Here is a 21,132-nt window from a genome sequence, read left to right on the forward strand (position 1 = left end):
TTGTCATCGCCGGTGACACTATAAGTGACTTCCGCTCCACAAACTCCAGCATCATTAGGTACTGTAATATCTGCATTACAACTAATGGTTGGAAGTTCTGTGTCGTTTACTGTAACATTAAAACTACAGGTTGCTGTATTATTTGAAGCATCTGTTATTACAAACGTATTTGTAGTTGTTCCTATTGGGAATACAGAGCCACTCGCTAATCCTGCTGTTTGTTCAATTTTTGGGAATACTGAAACTTCATATGCACCCGCTGGGAATGGCGCAGCAGCTCCTGCATTAGTTGTTTCTCCATCTAAAGCATTGGGCCCACTAAATGACCAACTAGATAATTGGAATGTTGAACCATCTGGTCCCGTATTACTATTGCGATATGCCCAACCATCTAAATATTCCCAAGGTTGTCCAGTACCATCTACATTAATATCTCCAAACACATCAATCACACTTCCGTCCTTAAACAACTCAATAGCATCATCGCCATTAATTAACATCGCTCCAGTTGTATAATCTGGCGCAAAGCCAAAGAAACTAGTGAATTGTGATGATTCACTGGCTACATAAATAAATTGGCCTGCAGCCACAGCAACTGCCGGGAAAGTGAATTCTTGCCCGTCTGTTCCGCCACCATTGTTAGCACCACCTATTCCATAAATACTTAAGTCTGCAATAGCTTCTAAAGCATATAATTCTACGCCTTTTGGTAATCCTCCCGATAATGTAGCATCAAAGACACCTGATATAACTAATGGTGCCGATGGTTCTGCGCTACCTGTACAGTTGTCATCGCCGGTGACACTATAAGTGACTTCCGCTCCACAAACTCCAGCATCATTAGGTACTGTAATATCTGCATTACAACTAATGGTTGGAAGTTCTGTGTCGTTTACTGTAACATTAAAACTACAGGTTGCTGTATTATTTGAAGCATCTGTTATTACAAACGTATTTGTAGTTGTTCCTATTGGGAATACAGAGCCACTCGCTAATCCTGCTGTTTGTTCAATTTTTGGGAATACTGAAACTTCATATGCACCCGCTGGGAATGGCGCAGCAGCTCCTGCATTAGTTGTTTCTCCATCTAAAGCATTGGGCCCACTAAATGACCAACTAGATAATTGGAATGTTGAACCATCTGGTCCCGTATTACTATTGCGATATGCCCAACCATCTAAATATTCCCAAGGTTGTCCAGTACCATCTACATTAATATCTCCAAACACATCAATCACACTTCCGTCCTTAAACAACTCAATAGCATCATCGCCATTAATTAACATCGCTCCAGTTGTATAATCTGGCGCAAAGCCAAAGAAACTAGTGAATTGTGATGATTCACTGGCTACATAAATAAATTGGCCTGCAGCCACAGCAACTGCCGGGAAAGTGAATTCTTGCCCGTCTGTTCCGCCACCATTGTTAGCACCACCTATTCCATAAATACTTAAGTCTGCAATAGCTTCTAAAGCATATAATTCTACGCCTTTTGGTAATCCTCCCGATAATGTAGCATCAAAGACACCTGATATAACTAATGGTGCCGATGGTTCTGCGCTACCTGTACAGTTGTCATCGCCGGTGACACTATAAGTGACTTCCGCTCCACAAACTCCAGCATCATTAGGTACTGTAATATCTGCATTGCAGTCTATAACTGGTAATTCATCATCGGTTACTGTTACTGTTTGTGTACAACTTGCTGTATTACCTGCTGCATCTTCTACTGTCCATGTTACTGTTGTAATTCCTACTGGGTAAGATGCAGGTGCATCATTACTTACAGTTTCGCCAGGACAATTATCTGATGTTGATACTGATCCTAATGCAACGCCTGTTGCTTCACAAAATCCGCCATCTGCTGTTACACTAACTGCGCCTGGACATGTAATTGTTGGTGCTTCTTTATCTGTTACAATAACATCAAAAGAGCAGGTGGCCGTATTGTGAATGCCTGCAGCCCATGCCAATGAATTAGCCATGATCAAGTCTCCATCGGTGTTGGCATCCCAAAGATCGGGACGGCTATCTGATGAAGGTGCGAAAAAGTTTAGTGATACTGTTTTACCATTGGTAGGCTCTTTATAAGCAATCAATGGATCGCCAGTTGACCAGTTGGCCAATAGGCTAGCTCCGGGTTGAAGTAAAAGATTGATACCGCGGAAACTACTAGAACCACCATTAAAATTAGTAACACCTTGCATAATTGGATGAGATCCATTTATAATATTCATAGTGTGAGGACCTGCAGCCGCAAAGTTTGCTGGGTTAGCATCCAAAGGCAAGTATCCATTATTTCTGAAATCACCCTCCAGATCAAAAACGCTTGGAGAAAATTGGGTGAACATATTAACAACAACACCTCCTCCTGCATCTACATAAGCGGCAAGGACGTTACCAAGCGCTACTGGGTCAAAGATAGGCTCATCGGTCCAAACAAGTACCGCATCGTATTCTAGTAAGGTTGCCAATGACGGTGTTTGAACTTCAATATCAATTCCATCTACTGATTTGAAAATACCGGTATCAGTTAGTTTAGTAATAACTTCATCTTCCCAGGGCGGATTAGAATCAGACCCCGACAATACGGCAACTCTAGGTTGAGAGCCCCCATTATCTGTAACCGTCCAAGTGACTGTGGTAGTTCCTAAATCGAAAACAGCTCCATCAAGTGTTGTACTGTTATTGTAATCATTTTCTATTGTTGCACCAGGGCAGTTATCCACAATATTAGTTGGATCAAATTCACCACCTTGAACTTCATATGCACAGGTATTAGGATCGGTATCTTTAGTCTGGTCATCTACACAGGTAAAGGTTGGGTCTTCATTGTCTTCAACAATAACATTAAACATGCACGATGTTGAACCAACAGCATTTGTAGCCGTTGCAGTAACGATTGTTATTCCGACAGGGAATACTGTATTAGGATCTTGAGAATACGTAATAGTTGAAGCAGGAATACCAATGGTATCAGTAGCTTCAAAATCTACTACTGCACTACATAATCCTGGGTCTGTGTTTTGTGTTATATCACCAGGACACGCAATTACTGGTGCTATGCCTGTTACTGTTACTGTAAATGAGCATGGTGTTACACTACCAGATGTATCTGTAGTTTCATACGTTACAACAGTATTTCCAATAGGGAAGGTGTCACCAGTTCCAAGACTTGAAATCAAATCAGTTGAGGTTATACCACAATTATCTGCTCCTTGAGGCTCAGTATATGTAACCACTGCACCAGCTGCACTTGTTGCTATAGCATTTATGTTAGCTGGACACGTAATTGTTGGTGCTTCATCATCTGCAACCGTAACAACAAAAGATTTAGTTACTGTGGCGCAGCTATTAGTTGCTGTAATAATTACAGTAGTAGTTCCAATATCGAAAAATGTACCCGATGGATGAGAATAGGTAACAGATGGATTTGGGTCACCAGTAACCACTGCCACTGCATAATTTACTGTGGCACCACATTGACCGAAATCTGTAGTTGTATTTATATTTGAATATGTTGATGTAATAACCGCAGCTTCATTTACTGTAAGTTCTCCAACAACGTTTGCACCACCTAAGAAGCCACCACCATTTGGCGTATAACCTGCATATTGCCATTCGCATCCATCAAGTGCATAACGGAATGTATAATAATACGTCCCAGTCGTTAAGGAAGCACCAAAAGTTGCAGAATATTCATCATCATTACCTGCTTGTACATTATAAGGCGCATCAGACCAGTTCGTCCAAGTTAAAGGATTAGGGTTGGCGCCATAACCAAACTCTGCATCAACGATAGAGCCTGGATTTCCATTATTAGGTGTTAATCCTGCTTCGAATATTCTTCCGTAAGCCGTTATTTCTTGACCTTCACAAATTGTTGCATCTCCAGGATATTGCAAGTTTCCATAATCTAGTAGTTCTTTTACCGTAATGGTTCCTGAAAGTTCTGCTGAAGGACATTCAGTACCAAATGTAGAAATCGTAAAATTATAAATCCCAGATTGTGCTGGTGTTCCACTAATTGTTGCAGTAACAGGGTTAAAGGCCAGACCAGCAGGAAGTACTGGTGAAATGGTTGCTGATACAGCACCACCACCAAATGTATATACGATATCCTCGATAGCTGTATTTGGACAAACCGTCTGATTACCATTCGCAGACGTTAAGCTTAAGGAGTGATTTTCCAGTACAGTAAGTACACCACTGTTCTGGGTAGTTCCATTCCAGAAACCATTTGGATAACCTCCATATTGCCAATCGCAGCCCGTTAATGAATAACGGAATGTATAATAATAAGTTCCTGGTGATAATGAAGCACCAAAAGTCGCCAAATATTCATCGTTATTCTGATTAAAATCATACCCAGGGTTTGGGATAGCACTTGTCCAATTTGCTCCTGGCCAAGTTGAAGGATCTGTATTGCTAGTAAAATAAGCAAATTCAACTTCGATATCAGTTACTGGGCTATTTGAAGCATCTGTTAGTCCACCTTCATAAACCTGACCATATGCAGTCATGGTATCACCTTCACAAATTTCTTCTGATCCTGGAAACTGAAGGTTAGCATAATCGACCAGACTATCTACTAAATCAACTGTTTGGGTACCATTGGTTAAACAGCCATTGGCTGCCAACACACTATAATTATAAGTTCCAGCAGCTATACCAGGAAATACGCCTGTTGTATTCATTATATTGTTAAAAATATAAGTAAATGGTCCTGTATTGTTGGCATCTGCTGTAGCGGTCATTGTCAATTCGTTACCTGGATTGCTACATATGTCATCTGCTTTATAAAACCCACTATACACCGACGTAAAGAACGAGGTATTAGGAGGTGTACTTGCATTGTCGTAGAACTGAGTTAGAGATTGATTCGTGCCTTGCACTTCAAAGGCAAACCACACTTGAAAATCACCTTGTTGGCTAATATCTAACGTAGGCCAATCTAAACCTAATCCTGGTAATCCGGCTTCGCCACCATCTACAAAATTATTAGGGATCGTACCAACAACACCTGAACTCATTGGTGATGTTCCTGTAGCTAGTGCAGGTTGTACTTGCATTCTAAATTGTGTATTTACACTTTGTGGACTATTAGTCGCAGGATTAATCCATGTCATTGGTGCTGTACTATAAAAAGTCGCTACCCCTGTATTGGAATCAAAACTATGGAAAATCATAGAACCCGTAGGCGCTTGACTGCTATGTATTGGGTTTTCAATATTATTAAAAGTAAACCACAAACCACCATAGGCCGATGGAATAAGGTCTGTAAAAATCCATGTTCTGCCGCCTACTTCGCCTGCATTAGTACCTGCTGAACCAAATGTATAATCGGTACCAGCTATAAAATCTACACCAAACTCTAAAGGCGTAACAGGTCCATGAGTTATATCGGTTACAGCAAAGTTTACGTTTACTGGATTAGAATTATCTGGAGTACTTGGATTACAATCATTATCTACACCATCGCAATTAATTTCTGGCGCACCAGGAAATACACTAGCATTAGTATCATCACAATCACCAGCGCATACAGTTACACCATCATTATCTAAATCGAAACCTTCATCTGTGGTACCATCGCAATTATTATCTATCCCATCGCAAATTTCTTGAGCTAAAGGATGAATATTGCTATCGCTATCGTTACAATCTTGATTATTGTCACTTGTGTCTGGTAATTGGAAACAACTGGATGTACCTGGGTCGTTCTCATCACCGAAACCATCACTATCTAAATCGGCATACCATAGAGGCCCACCAGATTCATCGGTGTTTCCATCGCAGTTATTATCTATGCTATCACACACTTCTGTGGCTCCAGGATTTACACTTGGGTCATTATCATCACAATCGCCATCGCAAACACTAAAACCATCGCCATCATTATCTGGTGGTGAGGCTAGCGTACCTATGGTAAATTGAACGCTAGATTCGCAACTTATATTATTAGCCTCACGAATGCTTACTGAATAGGGACCTGCCACTAAATTATCTATAGGAAAGCTAAACGGGTTAGGTGGTGTACCAAAAGGAAACCAATTTGTTCCATCTAAGCTACCTTCTATAGCCACTGGAACACCAGAAAATGTAATAGTTATCATGGCTTCGCCATCATCGTTTCCTGCGCATGTTGCATCTGTTACTGTTGCTGTTACGCTTTGGAGGTCACATGGAATTAAAGATGTAATAATTACACTTCCATGACCAGTGTTGACACCGCCAGCATTTGCTTGGTTAGCTCCTGAATTAAAAGAGCCACCACCGCCGCCGCCATTACGACCGTCTGAGTTTCCAGTTCCTGAATTCACCCACATCTGGCCATTGCCGCCACCCGAGTATCCACCACCACCACCACCGGCATGAGCACTAAAATCATTTGGACCACCACCACCACCAAATCCACCTTGTCCTTGATAGTTTCCATGGTTATCACCTGTAAAATCATTGGCAGTTCGCATCGATGTCCATCCTTTTGCAGGTTGTGCTCCTTGTGTTCCATCTCCACCCGCTATTCCAAAATTAGCAACACCACTGTGAGAAGACAATCCATCATTCGTAATCGGTGCTATCTTTCCTTCACAGAAAAGTAAGGAATTTGGTGAACCAGAAGGAAAAATATTAATTATTGAGCCACCGCCACCACCGCCAGCAACTATTAAAGGAGTGGTCTGAAGGTTAATCCAAACAAATGAACCACCACCACCATGCCCTCCACCATTAGCTAAATTACCATTAGGATTTTCTATTCCTTGCTGGCCTACAACAACTTTCAACACTTGTCCAGCGGTTAAGTAAAAATCACCTTTCATGTAAGCTCCTTCACCTCTATATTGATCAAATGTTGTATTTGTTTTACCGCCTTGACCACCAATGGCCTGAATGCTATAAGTACCAGTTACTGGAACAGTCCATTCTTGGATACCTTGAGTTCCAATTGTCACTACATTTGGCCCATAAGCTGTATCAACTTGGCCTTGAGTTGGTCCAAATCTTCCTGTTGCTCCAGCATTTGTAAACGTATACGTTGTTTGAGCCGAAATATTAAAAGAAAAAAACAAAGCAATGATAAGAGTAATTTGAAAGTAAAAACGTTTCATAGTGTTTTGGTTGTTTAGTTAATAGCATTAACCACAACACAAAACGCATGACATACTATGCAAAGCATAATATTATTATGTTTTTAGGAATGTGAAATTTATGTAGAATTTGGTTGTTTACAACAATTCTTTTATGAGAAGATATGTTGATTAATAGCTTTATGAAGGTCATCTATTAATATTACTTTAACAACTTTGTAGGGGTTTTTTGTAAAATTATTGTTAATTTTTCGATGAAATGTAAATAAATAGAGGTGAATTGATTGCATTTACAATTCTTGACTTATCTAATTTCAAGACCTTAAAAGGTATTTAGTTAGTCTTTATATTTAATAATGATTTTTTTGTTCGTTATGCGATTATCTGTCAAAATCAACTTCAGCACATAGATACCTTCTGAAATAAATCTTGTTTTTAATCTGATCTCGTTATTTAACCGTTCTAAATCTGTAGTTGTCCATTTGTGCACTTCTTGACCAATGGTATTAAAGAGGCTTAACGATTTTGCACTTATCGCATCAGGTAATTGGATGAAGATCTCTTCACTGGTATTGAGATACATGATGGTTGGTTGCTCATCTGTAAACTCATTGGTTGTAAGTGTACTTGTTGGTTGGAATGTAATAAAGAATCTGTCGATGTAATCATCAATTTCTAATACTCTGTTAAATTGTGCGTCGTTTATTTTGAACGACACATCGGTTAAGGCATCATATACATAGACCTCAATTTGATCTTCAAAATTTTCTAAAGCATCTAAACCAATTTCAATGGTTCCAGAGGTTGACATAAACAAGCCCAAAGGATACTTATTTACAGGGTCAAAAGCACCAACGCCTTGAATCACATAGGGTTCATTATTAATCATCCATGACATATCATTAGGGAAGCTCTCGGTATTGATGGCATCATATCCATAATCAAAACCTTCTGAAGCTTCATTGCTGGGTGTAAAAGCGAGTAGGAGCGGACGTATAGCGCCTTCCGGTGTTTTAAAATGTATACGTATACGTTTAATTAAGTTTTCATCTGGTGGCAGTGTTTGCTCATTGTTGGCCGTTCTCATAAAGACCGACCCATTGTCTGCTGCTCCTGTGACGGCTTCTTTGACGAAGACGCGCTGATCATTTTCGAATGTTACTAGTCCGTTAGACGTCCCAGCTTGCACAAAAAAGCCTTGACCAACAGGGATGAAACGTTCTGGTATTTTGAGCGATGCACCTAATCCACTAATTTCTGGAGGAGAAACGGCAGGAAGTCCACCAGAAAAATTATAAGCTGCATAACCACCTTCATAATCTTCAAGCACATGAGTCACATTACTGGTATAATGTTCCCAGTAATAAATGGTGCCCTGTATGCTTGAGCTGTTATCTGTAATAAACGCATGTGAATCTACCGCTGAAGGATATGGATTTCCAACAAGAGCATCATAATTGGCTGTAATTGGCGTTGAAATTGTACCGTTATTTGGCTGACCAACAAAGGTGTAGTTTTGGTTAGTATCTGCTGCGCCACTACCTTTCATTAAAAAACCTAGTCCTACTGTAATTGGACTATCTTCATTAATGGATTGCCAATCTGCATAGGAGTTGGTTGGAAAGTTTTCATAAGTATATAACCAACGGCTACTCATCGTTATAGGTGTTGAAGTCGGATTTGCATCTTGGGCTGTGGTCCATAATGAAGGTTGACTACCATCATAAAGGACATCTTCAAGAGCATAGGTCGTATTATTAATTCCCACAGGCGAACTCCAATAGTTGTAATTATAGAGGTTGGCGGTTCCTTGTTGGTCCCGTTTTAATGATCCAGTTCCTGTATAATCTACAACGCTGTTTGTGTTTTGTAACAATTGTGATTCACCTATAAGAGATAAGGTGCCATCAATTTTCAAATAATCTGTTATTCTTAAACTTTGTCCATCTAAAGGGTTATTGTTTTCAATAGTGAGTATGTTATTATTGACTTTTAAACCTAAAACTGTAAAGTTATTATCACCTGACGAAACATTATGTGAAGTGGTTACAATATTCCAATCGATAGCTGAACCATCAACTGCTAAACTATTAGGAATTGCCTGTACCGACCCGAATAACCAAGTACTGGAATTTGTCCACATACCATCAGAATCAGAACGGTATGGAATAGGTGCTGTTTCGGATTGGAAAGTTGTCATATTCCTTAATACCCCAGTTATTGATGTTCCGTTATTAGCCGTTAGGTTCCCACTAATTAAATCTGTACTCTGATTCATTTTGTAATAGGCCGTTAAATTCGCCCATGAAATATCAGAAATATCTAAAGGAACAGTTGTTCCTCTAATTAAGCCCAGATTATCTTCAATTTCTTGATTCATCATTTTACGAATTTGATTTGCATTCAAGCTGACATCCCAAATGCGTAATTCGTCCATTCCACCATCAAAATAATTTTCAGGTTGAAATGGAGGTATAGTGGGTTGGTCCATAGCTCCAACGATACAACTTACGCCATTAGAAATGGGTGAAATACCAGAGGCACTATTCATTTCGACACCATCAATGTATAATATGCACGCTCCATTGCTATTTGATACAGCAATATGATGCCATTGATTAGTATTTATTTGATAAGGAGCACTTAAAGATTCTCCATCATTCCAATTAAATGATACATAGTTGTTAACGACTCTAATATCATATCCGTTTATTAAATTATTTACATCACGTTTTGAAAAAACTGTTTGGACCGAATTGTTTTGAACTTCTGATTTTATCCAAAGTTCTATCGTGAAATTTAAATTTAAATTAAAACTATCTTTAAAATTGATGTTATCATCGACACCATCAAAGTCCAAGGTAATGCAATTAGTAAAGGTTGCAGTTATAGCATCGCTTATAGCTCCACAAGGTCCAGTAATGGTCCAAGTTAACGTGTAAGTTTCTCCAGTATCACCAGTAAACGTGGCTATTGGACTTGTGTCGTCTGAAAAACTAAATCCAGAGGTTTGTCCAGACGTTACAGTCCATAATCCTGTTGCATCAGTGCCATTTATAGTATTTGCTGAAAGATTTATAGTCGTATCTGTACAAACCGTATTGCTAAAATCAGGACCAGCATTTACTGTTGGATTGCTTATCACAACTTCAACATCTCTTGAGATATTGGAACAATTTCCATAAATATCACAAACTGTATATGTGACTGAATAGGTTCCTTCAATATTTGTATCAATACTTGAATCATCTATAGAAATTGAATTTGTTGAACAATCTGTTACTGTTACTCCTAAATCAGTATATGGTGTACAAGCTTCAATAATTTGCGGATTATCTCCAATTAATGTTATTATTGGAGCTGTAGTATCTACAACTTCTACCACTCTAATGACTTCTATCGCTTCATTTGGTGTGGGTAATACATCATCTGTGGCATTATAAGTGACCTGATACACACCAACTGTATTTGGAAGTACTCCAGAAGAGTCGATAACAAGGTTTATATTAAAATCTTCCAAAGAACATGGGTCTATAGCTGTAGCTCCTGGTTCGGTATAGCCATCACAGGCCTCTATAATGAGAGGGTTATCACCCAATAAAAGGATATCTGGCGCAGTGACGTCAATAACATTTACTGTTCTTGTTATTTCTGCCGTCGAATTACCATGGTCATCGGTTAGGTTATAAGTTACCACATAGGTGCCTAATGTATTGGTGTCTACAGCAGAATTATCTATGACTAGATTTGCTGAGATATCTCCAAAGCAAGGGTCTATTGCTAATGCCCCGAGTTCGGTGTATACTGAGCAAATTCCTGTACTTGTAGAGGGAAGTCCAATTAATGTGATTGTTGGAGGTGTCGTATCGACAACATTAACTGTTCGAATTACTTGAGTAGCAGCAACTCCAGCAGCATTTGTGACGTTATAAGTTATGGTATAGGACCCTACAGCATCTTTTGTATATGATCCTGGCGCATTTTCGTCTAAAGTACTGGTTGTAATTATATCTGCAGTTAGAACTCCAAGGCAACTATCTAACGCTGTGGCACCTTGGTCTGTATAGGTGGCGCAAGCTTCTAACGTCACAGGATTGTCTCCAAGCAAAGTAATAACAGGTAATTGAGAATTAACAACGGTGATATCAAAAGAACATACTGCTGTATTATTTGCACTATCGGTGACTTCAAAAGTTACTGTTGTTACTCCTACAGGGTAAATTCCACTAACATCTAATCCAGTACCAGTTCTAGTATTGGTTACTGAACTCACAGCACAATTATCAGAAACAATAGCTAATGGCACATTAACAGAAGCATCACAATCTCCAGGATTGGTGTTAATAATCATATCAGTAGGACAATTAATAACTGGATTTTCATCATCTATTATAGTGACAAGCTGGGTACAAGTTGATGAATTGCCAGCACGATCGGTAACCGTCCAATTAACGGAAGTTGTACCTATAGGGAATTCATAATAATCGAGTGCAGGGTCTGGTAGATCAATAAGCGTGATTCCTGAAGCTAAAGTGGACAATCCATTGCAATTATCGAAAGCCGTTGCAAAACCTAAGTCAGCTTGTGTTACTTGAGCAAAACAATTTCCTGGTGTATTGCTTAATGTTAAATCTGAAGGACAAGTAACATCAGGTGACGTAAAATCATCAATTGTTACAGTAAAACTGCAAGATGAGCTGTTGTTAGCATCATCTATTACTGTATACGTAACTGTTGTAGTACCTGCTAAAAAATTCTCACTACTAGCATCATTTATTCCTGAACTTGCACTCGTAATATTAGTTGCGCCTGCTAGCACATATGTTTGTGAAACAATAGTTCCGCAATTATCAGATGTAGTTGGTGCTACTGAGGTTTGAAATGCAAAGATATTTCCAATAAGATGTGGGCATGCTATAGAAAAATTTTCAGGACAAGTAATTTCTGGAGGAGTAATATCGGGTGAGCATTGCCCATTTGCTTGAAAAAAGGCAAAAGAAAACATTATAAAGATTAATATGTATTTATTAGGATTACCCATTGCTTCTTAAACGTTAATGTATTGTTATTTTACTAATTGAAAAAAGGGCATCAACATAAAAGAAATTGTAGGATTTTTAGCCTTTTATGAACTCATAAATATAGAAGAATTATTGACTTTCATCAAAATTATTCGATTAAAGACTCTTTTTGTCAAGGAAGTAGGTTGACATCCGGTTTTTTATAGGTCTCAATTGTTTTTTTTTTCATTCTATCCATAATTGTTTTTAATCCTTTAAAGGCAATGTAGATAGCTAGAATACAAATGATGGCTGCTGTGATTAGAATTGGAATATATAATGGCTTATCTGGATTGCTGAGTCCGACATAGAACAGCGTAGGACCTAAGAACATTAGTATTACAGTAATCCTCATAATTTTAATTCCTTTGATTAAGGCCTCGTTGTCGGTTCTTTTAGTTTCCATAATTATAATTTTGAATTGCAGTTCTAACGTTTTCATGTTTATCTACTATTTTTAAACTCATAAAAAAACCTCGAGATTATCTCGAGGTTCTTAACTTAAGATTTATAAAACTATAGTTTTTAGTACTTTATTAGTCTCATAATTTCCATATGACTTCCTTGACTTATTTGAACAAAGTATAATCCAGATTGTAATTTATCTCCAAACTCATATACATCTTTTGGATTAAATCTGTCTTTACGTATTACTTTGTTAGTGATATCGAAAACAACAATATCAACCAATTCATCATTGGTTGAATTCAGCTTTATGTTGAATGTTGTATCTGACGGATTTGGCCAAGAATTAACTTCGAAAACTTCAAATGTTCTCGCCAAACTAAATCCACTATGAACAACTAGATTTCCTCCTGAAAGTAGCATTTCTTCAGTTGAGAAGCCTAGCCAATTGCTAGAATACAATAAGGTATTCGAATTATTTGTCAGATTAATTCCAATAGAATCATCAATACCTGGTTCTCCTCTATCGGTCATTTCAACTTTAAGAGTAAGGTTTCCACCTAACGAAATTGGATTTAATGGATCAGTAATATCTTTTAAATTCGCTTTAGTTATAAACTCTCCAAATTTCGCGTCTGGGTCGGCAATATTAACTCCTAAAGACTGAATGGCATTGCCTTTGATCTGATAGGTGTGAATAAGACCACCTACATCACGTCTGAAAATGATATTCATATGACCTTTAAGTTTTTTTCCTTTTTTGTTGTATTTCACATTGAAACCAAAGTTTGTCTTCAAACCATCGGTGGACGCATAAACACCTTCTGATGCAACCGGGAAGATGTAACCTCCTCCGGTAATGAAATCTCCAACAGGTTTATACACGGTAATCACCGTATTATCTTCTGAACTGTCTCGGGTATAATAATTATCAATGATAAAGCCAACAGTATAAGATTTCGACTGCGCATTTCCAATATTCACCATCCAGTCGTAACAGATCGCACCTAAAGTATTATCTCCTGGCAATACAAGATCAACCATAGGTATCGGACCTGCAATGACATAATTGATATCAGTATTAAGTAAATCACGATTCACAAAGGTTAAAGTTGCATTTCGGATATCACCACGATTACCGTCATTAATATCCTGCACATTCACGCAAAGAGAAACAGTTGCCATTGAACTACTCGAACTTGTCGTCGCCTGTAATGTTTGACCGGTATAATCAATCAAGGCATCCTCCTGGGTGATCTCCAGATTAACATCTGGAGGATTACTGATATTATAATTAGTAGTGTTAACACCTTGAAATTCTGCAGAAACTACATGCACACCAGGTGCCATTTCTCCATTAGATGGGTAGGTAGGAATTTCAACTAACGGTGCTAATAAAGTACCCACTAGATTTCCGCCAACAGCTACCAAGTTAACGGTTCCCATTATCTGGTTACCAACCTTAAATAGCACTTTAGTTGCGGCCGGACCAGCTCCAGGACAATCGCCCGGATCAATAATGGCTTCAAAAGTTACCTCATCACTATATTGTTGTGTATCTGGTGTGACGGTTAAGGTAGTAATCGTATTGATTTTATTAACCGTTACCATTTGAACACATTGTGCTGTATTGCCTGTAACATCTGTTGCTGTCCATGTGACTGAAGTCACGCCAAATGGGAATGATGCTGGTGCATCATTTAATACAGTTGTACCAGGACAATTATCATTAAACGTTGGTGTTCCTAAAACTACAGGTGTATTACATTCACCTGGAACGCTTGTAATAACAACATCTGCCGGACAACTAATTGTTGGATCTTCGTCATCACCAACGGTTACGTCGAACGTACAGATCTTGGTGTTGTTTGATGCATCTGTTACTGTCCACACCACTGTAGTAGTTCCTACGGGAAATACCGAGCCATCCAATGAATCTGTATTGTCATAATCATTCTCTATTGTCGAACCGGGACAGTTGTCATCAAACCCTGTAGGATCGAATTCTGTTCCCAAAACTGTATAATCACACTGACCTAGGTCTGTATCCTTAAATTGATTGCCCACACAACTAATTGATGGTGCTGTGTTATCTTTTACCGTTACATCGAAGGTACACTCAGCCCAGTTTCCACTGGCATCCGTAGAGCGTAAAGTAACCGTCTGCACGGTTCCAGCGCCACTAATTGTTGTTCCTGGTATTGGCAATTGGCTTACCACTGGTGAGCCATCACAATTATCGGCTGTTGTGGCAGAGTTGGTATAATCCGGTAAGGACACATCACAGTTCGCATCAGCGGTCTCGTCTTGATTTCCAGGACAGCTTATCGATGGTGCTGTGTTATCTTTTACCGTTACATCGAAGGTACACTCAGCCCAGTTTCCACTGGCATCCGTAGAGCGTAAAGTAACCGTCTGCACGGTTCCGGCGCCACTAATTGTTGTTCCTGGTATTGGCAATTGGCTTACCACTGGTGAGCCATCACAATTATCGGCTGTTGTGGCAGAGTTAGTATAATCCGGTAAGGACACATCACAGTTCGCATCAGCGGTCTCGTCTTGATTTCCAGGACAGCTTATCGATGGTGCTGTGTTATCATTTACCGTTACATCAAAGGTACAAGAATCCGTATTTCCAGTGGCGTCTGTAGCAACAGAAGTTACCGTAGTAGTACCTACAGGAAAGATACTCCCTGAAGCTGGTGTACTCTCAACAGAGACTCCTGGCAGGTTATCTGTAGCAGTTACTGTAAAACTCACCACAGCACCACAACTCCCTGTATCATTATCTACCACAATATCTGCTGGACAAGTGATGACCGGTGGAGTGGTATCCACTATGGTAAGGTTCGCAAAAGGTATAGGCGATAAGTCTGCATTCCCTAGTCCATATAACCAATTAGCAGCTGTATTTTCAAAATCAGCAATTCCTACTGGAATATCACGTTCAGCAGCAGCAAATCTATATTCTGCTCTTCCTGGAGCTGAAGCTGGGAAACCATCAATGACTAAAGCACTTAAATAGATTCCCGAAGGATCTTGACTAGCTGGTATAGTTCCACCAGATGGGCCACCAGATAGTCCAGTAAACATTACTGCATAAATATCGTCCACCCCATTTGAGGGATCATTGTCGCTATCTTCGTAAGCATAAAGTGATTCTCCTAAGGTGTCATGGGCAAGGTTACCACTTACTAATACTATAGAGCCACAAGCAGCACCGCTGGCTCCATTACAAGTAAGAGAGAAAACATTAGATACAATTTCTTTTATTACAATTACATCTCCCGCAGGAATAACAGCTCCCGGAGACGTATAAGCAAAAACACCTTCTCCTGTAGTAAACATAAGAGAGGTATTATCAAATTCATTTTCAGTAAAATATATTGTTGTACCCGCTGGAATATCTTTAGCCGCTACAAATGAGAAGCCATCGGGCGTCACGTGATTCATACCCGTAATTGCCACTAATGGATCTGAATTACTGGTATCGTCATTTGTAATACTACCGGTAGCATCGTTTGGTGAACCGCCGTTGTATCCGGTACCTGAAGCCAAGGCAAGAATAACGGTCTCCAAAGGTTCTACATTACTATCTGTAACTGGGGTAATTGTTACTGCAGCACTGAGGCTTCCATTAGGAATTATTACAGTACCTGTCGCAGCATTAAAAGTACCAGCTCCAGTCGCAACATAATCCCCTGGATAAGTCGCTGTTCCACCCACCGTATAGTGAATCGTAATATCAGTTGTAGGCGCTATGGAAAGTGAGAAGGTATATACCATTCCTGTTCCACTATCTTCAGCTACGCTATTTGGAGTTATGGCAACGGTAGCTATTGGATTAACAGTTCCCGTGGTTATTATAATGTTATTAAAAGGTACAGGTGACAGAGTAGCATTAGCATTGGCGTGTAACCAGTTGCTTGGATTTTGAAAATCCGCTAGACCAACGTCAATAGCGCGTTCACCTCCAGCAAATTTATATTCAGTTCTGTTAGGAGGTGTATTTATAAATCCGTCTATAACAACAGCATTAGTATAAATACTAAACGGATCTTGAATCGCAGGAACATTGCCTCCTGAAGGCCCACCGCTTTCTCCTGTATATAATAAGGAGTAGATCGCAGTTACACCGTTATTTGGATTAATATCTGTATCTGAATAGGCATAAAATGACTCACCTATAGTATCTATTGAAAAACTCCCACTAACTACTGTCATAGTTCCACAGGCAGCACCTGAATTTCCGTTACATGTTAGATTGAACACATTTGTTGAGGTTCCTGTTTCAGTCGCGACAACCACATCACCACGCGTTAATCCTCCGGCAGGTGTTATATATGAAACCACACCTTCAGCTCCTGAAAAGGCTAATGTTGTATTATTATATTTATTCTCAGTGAAATATATAGTTATTCCACCTGTAATATCATCTAATGTAACGAATGAAAACCCATCGACAGCAGGAGCCGTAGAGACGTGATTTAGGCCTGTTACTGCTACTATTGGCACGGTAGAATCAGTGTCATCATTAGCAATTGTGCTTGTTGAACTGCTAGGTGAATCTGGGTCGTAGCCCGCTCCATCAATCACAGTTAATATAATAGTTTCATCGGGTTCCAAGTCGGTATCACCAGTTGGATCGATGGTAAATGAAATTGAGGTACTCCCATTAGGAATAATTACAGATCCACTAGACATATTAAAGGTGTTAGCACCACTTGTGGTATAATCTGTATTCAAAGTTGCAGTTCCACCCACCAAAAAATCAACCGTTAGATTGCTAGTTGCTGTGACACCTAAAGTAAACGTATAGGTAAAAGTTCCTGCTGCGTTTTCTGTAATGGTTGCTGGGGTGCCAGTTAAGGTTAACAATGGATCTGCACCGACAAGATTTATATTGGTAAACTGTACTATTGAAAGTGATTGATTAGTTTGAGCATGAAGATAATTATTTGGATTCTTAAGTCCGGCCTGACTAACTCCGTCTCTCAATGCCGCGGGACTGAACTTAAATTCAGTTCTATCTGGATTTGAAGCAGGAAATCCATCTACTACAATAGCATTAGGAAAATCGCTAATGGGACTTTCATTTGCAGGTATAGTTCCTCCACCTTCGGTATACATTACCGAATAAATTACTCCAATAGCATCTCTTACATTTTCATTCGTATCCGAATAGGCATATAAACCATCTCCACTTGTTCCTAAGCTAAAACCTCCATTTCCATTTGACCCTCCCAATGGGGCTATAATTGCAGTTCCACATGCACCACCAGTACAACTTACCGTAAAAATATTTGTAGAAGTTCCTGTTTCATTAACAAAAATAACAGTACCGGCACTAATTTCAGAAGTAGCTGTGAACTTGACAACTCCTTCTCCTGTGGTTCCAATGCCAAAAGTAAAAACATCTGAAGCAGCATCGTATTCATTTTCTGTAAAATAAATGACTTCTCCATTAGGTATAATTTCAGTCGCAACAAAGCTAAACCCATCGGTATTTGGGGACGATGAATTATGGTTCATTCCTATAATGGCTACTTTTTGAGCATAACCAGAAGACATAATAAGTAAAGTAGATAAGAGGGTTAGGAATTGTGTGACTTTTTTCATGAGATTGGTTTTAAGTTCATAAATTAATATGAGGTTGCGTTCTAGGGTTTATATATACTAGACGATGGTTTTTTATTCTTTATTATATTAAGCATTCGTTTCAATTCTCGGCAATCACATCTATATCCTATATGGGTTAGCATAATTGCAAATTAAAGAATGGTTAACATCATTATATGGTTTAACTTCTAGAAGGATATATTCCTACTAATGCTATACAGTAATTTATCGTTAAAAATGGACTTCTGTGACTTATTGCTTGTCCTGAGCCCACGGTATTTTGAGTCAGGCCTCCTAAAATGGCTCCTGATGTAGGATCCTCGCTAAAGCCTCCTACGTGACTAGCAATAATTCCAGTTGATGTTGGGTCGTCCCCAGCGCCTGTGTTTACAGCAACCTTCACATCGTGATTATGATTAGGCATATTTGCGGTGGTGATATTGATTTGTGTGTTTCCTGATTTTTGCCCAATTTGAACAGTAGGAAGTCCAGGACCATTTCCTACATGCACGCCAGATCTTCCGCGAAGGTCAGGGAGGGCAAACGTAGTTCTGCCATCACCTCCATATTGGGTTCCTAAGAGTGAAAATAATGCTGTATTTTGAGAAACTTGCAATAATTGTCCGTCGCATTTCGCCCAGCCTTGTGGCGCAAAATTAAACCCGAATGCTAGAATTTGACCTAAAAAGGTTTCCATAATAAAATGATTTTAAGTTAATAATTATATTAGATGCTTATGTTAAATGTAATTTGTGAATGACTCAAAAACGTTTCTTTTTTAGGAAACAGGTTCGAACCGAGTTGGTTATTTTTTTCCCAATGTTTTCCAGTAATAAAAGCTCCTGAATCCGAAATTAGCAATTCCGTAAAATGGGATTTATTATCTGAAGTTACTTTAAAGAAGATTCTTGACATCTTACCTTTTTCGCGGTTGGGAGGATCTGTAATAAACTTATAGTTCCCAGAAGTATCGGTTTTAAATTTACCTCGATGTCGATACTTTTTTGAATGTGGGGACAAATGCCAAACTTCGAATGTTGCTCCTGAAACAGGAATGGTTCCATTACTGTTATACAGTGTACCTTTAACAACAATTGGTCTTCCAATACTTAATGCGCTTCTTAAATCGGTTTTTGAACTTACATACGGATTATAGCCTTCAAAAGAATAGTCTTCTCTATTGAATGCATTTACTATTGAACTTGAAGAGATAAGTGCAATTCCTGTTGTGGCCATTGTCATATTCTCTAAAAACCATCGTCGTGAAATAGAATTTTTCATATAGCTTAAATTTTAAACAAAATGCGAATTAGTTAATTCATAACACATCTCACCACAGTAGTATCTCAATAAAATATACTGCAACTAATGTGCGACCAAACAATCTAGAAAGGGTCTATGTAAACTTAGGGTTGCTATTTATAATGTAGGGAAATTTATAACACAACAAACTCATGTAAATGAATCAGTTGTAAAGGAAGAGAATATGCTATATTCCGTGTTTAAATCAAGAAATAAACTATTCCTTATAAGATTGATATAAAATCAAAATACTTTACAAGATAGCAATATTTTTTTATTTTTTTACTAAATTGTCAATAAATAATATGTTGATTTTCAACAAATAACGTTATAAATGATTCAAAACGAAATATTAAATCAACTTGCAAGTTTTACTCAAATATTTATAAAGGAGGACATTGACTTTTTAGAACTTAAGAATGCACTCAAAGCTTATAAATCACTTTTAATAAAAATTTCAAAATTAGATGAAACAACTGAAAACAGAGAGCACTTGTCTTTGGATTCAGGAAAGGCCATTGGACCAGAATGGGCGGCACGATGCATTGATGATATTTTGAGAACCAAACGTTTTATATCCGGAGTTTATAAAGCAGTATTGCAAATTAGGAAACAAAAAAAGAACGAGCCTGTAATTTTATTATATGCTGGCACCGGACCTTTTGCAACGCTAGTTTTGCCACTTATTACATTATTCAGACCAAGTGAATTACAATTTGTATTCTTAGAAATAAACCCCATAAGTTTAAAAAGTTTAAAAAAAACAATTGCAGGATTTAATGCTCAAGCTTATATACAACATATGTATCAATGTGATGCTTCAAAATTCAAGTTACCATCGTCTAATACAATCGACATATTATTGACAGAATGCCTACAGCACGCATTAGCAAGAGAACCTCAGGTGTCTATCACTTATAATTTAATACCTCAATTAAAGGAAGATATCATTCTCATTCCGGAGCAAATAAATTTACACATAGGACTTATAAATTCTAAACTAAGACAGGAGAACGCTTTAAGACCTGCTGATATTGAACCTGTAACCTTTTATAAAAACTATCCATCTGTATTCAATTTAAGCAAAGCAAGTATTTTAAATGGGGTTCCTAAATTTCTGGAAAACAACATACAATTTCCTGAAACAGAAACTATCTTCAATCCAGAGGACATCCAATTATATGACGAAATTGCAATAACAACTGAGATTACTATTTTTGAAAACGAAACATTGTCTATGAACGACAGCGGGCTTTCAATTCCAAAACTCTTAGGTTATTTTAATCAAGACCAAATTATTAAAGGCGTTGTTTCTAAATATATTATAAATAATGAGCCTGAATTAACAACTAAATTCATTAATTGAAGACTACTCATTTTGCTATTTAAAAACGCCTATTGCATTTAACCTAATAATCATCGTAATTGGAATTCTTCCAATACTAGCTAAATAAACACTTTAGTCCATTCCTTTCAAATTTGATGGCGAAATTTATTCTAAGGTTTTAGCTATTTATTTCAAACTCGTAAATAAGAACCTCGAGAAAATCTCGAGGTTCTTAACTTAAGATTTATAAAACTATGGTTTTAATACTTTATTAGTCTCATAATTTCCATATGACTTCCTTGACTTATTTGAACAAAGTATAATCCAG

Annotated in this window: 7 protein-coding genes; 1 reads left to right on the forward strand and 6 read right to left on the reverse strand. The window is 38.3% G+C overall.

The window, feature by feature from the left end:
* The 6 genes from V7719_RS18555 to V7719_RS18580 form a co-directional block, all read right to left on the reverse strand.
* On the reverse strand, window positions 1-7,112 hold a 7,112-nt coding region (locus V7719_RS18555), incomplete at its 3' end, for an HYR domain-containing protein (protein WP_335731435.1).
* A 316-nt stretch (window positions 7,113-7,428) separates the two neighbouring features.
* Window positions 7,429-12,096: an immunoglobulin-like domain-containing protein gene (locus V7719_RS18560; protein WP_335731436.1), complete on the reverse strand. Its 4,668-nt coding sequence runs from the start codon at window positions 12,094-12,096 to the stop codon at window positions 7,429-7,431.
* Window positions 12,097-12,284: 188 nt separating this feature from the next.
* The gene (locus V7719_RS18565) at window positions 12,285-12,557 is read right to left on the reverse strand and encodes a DUF6095 family protein (protein WP_335731437.1); all 273 of its coding nucleotides are present in this window, start codon (window positions 12,555-12,557) and stop codon (window positions 12,285-12,287) included.
* A gap of 119 nt (window positions 12,558-12,676) precedes the next feature.
* Entirely contained in the window at window positions 12,677-18,175 is a 5,499-nt protein-coding gene (locus V7719_RS18570; RefSeq protein ID WP_335731438.1) for an HYR domain-containing protein, read from the reverse strand.
* A 181-nt stretch (window positions 18,176-18,356) separates the two neighbouring features.
* Window positions 18,357-18,872, reverse strand: a complete 516-nt coding sequence (locus V7719_RS18575) for a phage tail protein (RefSeq protein ID WP_335731439.1) — start codon at window positions 18,870-18,872, stop codon at window positions 18,357-18,359.
* Window positions 18,873-18,901: 29 nt separating this feature from the next.
* Entirely contained in the window at window positions 18,902-19,456 is a 555-nt protein-coding gene (locus V7719_RS18580) for a hypothetical protein (RefSeq protein ID WP_335731440.1), read from the reverse strand.
* Between the two features lie 355 nt (window positions 19,457-19,811).
* Between V7719_RS18580 and V7719_RS18585 the strand changes: the two genes are divergently transcribed.
* Window positions 19,812-20,843: a hypothetical protein gene (locus V7719_RS18585; protein ID WP_335731441.1), complete on the forward strand. Its 1,032-nt coding sequence runs from the start codon at window positions 19,812-19,814 to the stop codon at window positions 20,841-20,843.
* Window positions 20,844-21,132 lie beyond the last annotated feature (289 nt).

The organism is Psychroserpens sp. (genome assembly GCF_036960315.1).
In the GTDB taxonomy this organism is placed as follows: Bacteria; Bacteroidota; Bacteroidia; order Flavobacteriales; family Flavobacteriaceae; genus Psychroserpens.